Source organism: Chitinophaga sp., assembly GCF_036566945.1.
GTDB lineage: Bacteria > Bacteroidota > Bacteroidia > Chitinophagales > Chitinophagaceae > Chitinophaga.
In genome coordinates this window covers 1-2,387 of record NZ_DATCVJ010000355.1, presented here as the reverse complement: position 1 = coordinate 2,387, position 2,387 = coordinate 1, and the positions used below count along the sequence as shown (strand labels likewise).

Genomic DNA, 2,387 nt, shown 5'->3' with positions numbered 1-2,387 from the left:
TGCTCACCGGGGTGCGGGTGCGGGTACATACAATTACTTTTTTTACAGATGGGCAAGCCATCAGTGCATCGTCCATCACTGATTTCAATGGAATATCCTTTGCGCCGCGGTAAGCGCCATCACAGGTAATCACCAGGCTGCATTGTGCATCTTGTATCCTGTCTGCGATTGACTGGGCGCTGAAGCCACCAAACACCACGGAGTGAACAGCTCCTATACGGGCGCAGGCCAGTATAGAGATCGCCAGTTCAGGGATCATTCCCATGTATATACACACACGATCTCCTTTTTTTACGCCATTGTTCTTCAGCACATTCGCAAACTGGCAAACCTTATTATATAAGTCGCGGTAAGTGATAATGCGATGATGCTCTTCCGGATCATTCGGCTCCCAGATAATAGCGGGCCTATTGCCCAATGTTCCCAGGTGACGATCCAGACAGTTTTCTGTGATGTTCAGTTTTGCACCGGTAAACCATTTGATTTCCGGATCTTTAAAATTCCAGTCCAATACCTTATCCCACTTGCGACGCCAGTAAAAATGGTCTGCAACATTGGCCCAGAAACCCTCCGGGTCAATTACACTTTGTTGATAAGCCTGCTGATAATCTTCAATACTCTTGATCTGGTATGGGTACGACATAGCACCGTAATTGTTTATTGGTTAAGTACAAGCATTTTCCTAACGGGGTTTAAATTTAAGAAAAACCGGGTGGTTTAGTAGAAATAATCTAAAAAAGGATGTTAAAACCAGATTATTTTTCAACATATGATCGCAGGTATTTGTAAATATCCGCTTCTGTCGGATCAGCAGGATCGCCCGTTTTCAGGAAGCGTTTATAGTGTAAAGTGGCTTGTTGTTTATTTTTGAGATGCACTTCATAAATGCGGCCAATGCTGTATTGGCGGAGGGGTTCATGGAAAAGGTAGTAAGCGGTATCCAGATTGGTGACGGCCGATTTATATTGCCGGAGGCCTTCGTAATTGACCGATTTACCGGTGTAATAGCTATCCAGGCTTTTGGAAGTGGCGAGGTCAATGCAGGTGGTGAGTAATTCATTGCTCTTCTCATAATTTTTTAGTTCGGTATGGGCCAGCGCCGCGTAGTACATAATATTTTCCGACTCAGACCTGTTGGCTTGCAGGTATTCATATATCGCAATGCACTGTTGATATTTTTTTAGTTTGTACCAGGCGGCCGTTACAAAGCTGAAGGTATTGGGAGAAATGATTTTCATCTCCATGAGTTGTGTGCCGAGGTCGGTGCAGCGGGTATAATCTTTCAGGAACCAGGCGGCTCTTACAGCCGTCATGATCACGGAAGGCTGCAGGGAATCCTTTTGCAGGAAAGCACAGAGAATACTATCGGCCGGGGCATATTTTTCTTTGTCGAGCCATTCTTCTGCGAGGCGTGCGGCTACTTTAGGGTCGGCGGGATTGAGGGCATATGCTTTTTGCAGCGCCTCAAATCCTTCGTCCAGCTGCCGGGCAGCAAAACAGGCAAAGCTGAGTTGTTTATACGCGGTGGCGTTGGCAGGTTGTAACTGGACGATAGCGCGGTAGTGCATAATGGCGGGCAACGGACTTTCCATTTGCATGCACATAGTGGCCAGGTATTGATGGGCTACCACGTTATTACTATCCAGCTGCAATACTTTCCCGTATTGTTCCATCGCATCTTTTGTTTTCCCCGACAGGTAATAAGTATAGGCCAGCAACGATAGCTGCGATATGTTGTTGGGAGTTACCCGTGGCTGCAAATAGCTGATGGCGCTTTCGTATTGCTGGTTTTGCAGATATTCCATTAATTCGGCACGGTCTATAGATTGCTGGCCGTGCGCGGGTGCAACGGTGAGTGCCAGGATAATAATACAAAGGAACCGGGTTAAGTAGTGAGACATAGTAAGGCGGTTTATAACCTTAAAACTAAGAATTTAGTTTTAAAAAGAAAAACTTAGTTAACCTGTTCATTTAAATAGTAAAGCCTTGTAAACCCGGGGCAGGGAACAAGGCTTTACTGTTGCAAGCAAACTTTTCGAAAAAATATTTCTACAGACAGGGGATGAAGGACAATGGTGGTTATTTGGAAGTTTTCCTGTATTTCTCCAGGTATTCTTCGCCTTCGGCGTATACTTCTTCCATGATTTCGATGATCTTTTGTTTTTCCGCATTACTGAGAGCCGGAATTATTTTTCCTTTCTCGTTTGGATTTGGTCTGTCTTTTCCGCGCATTTTGCGATAGAAAGTGGGTGTGCTCCAATTACATTCTTCACACACTCTTTCCCTGAAGCGAACAGGTAAGCCGGAAAGTTGTGTATGAATGTCAAGCATAACATTTATTGCTTCTTTACTCATAGTGGGTAATGTTTTCTTAATTATTGGATATG

Annotated in this window: 2 protein-coding genes and 1 pseudogene; all 3 read right to left on the bottom strand. The window is 44.7% G+C overall.

Annotated elements, in window-relative coordinates; genetic code table 11:
- Nucleotides 1-643 (bottom strand): AMP-binding protein (locus tag VIP81_RS10515; protein WP_331959590.1); only part of this gene is annotated, 643 nt, incomplete at its 3' end.
- A gap of 112 nt (nucleotides 644-755) precedes the next feature.
- Complete coding sequence (locus VIP81_RS10510; protein WP_331959587.1) at nucleotides 756-1,901, bottom strand: hypothetical protein; 1,146 nt, start codon at nucleotides 1,899-1,901, stop codon at nucleotides 756-758.
- Nucleotides 1,902-2,079: 178 nt separating this feature from the next.
- Nucleotides 2,080-2,387: pseudogene (locus tag VIP81_RS10505) on the bottom strand (hypothetical protein); the annotation flags it as partial.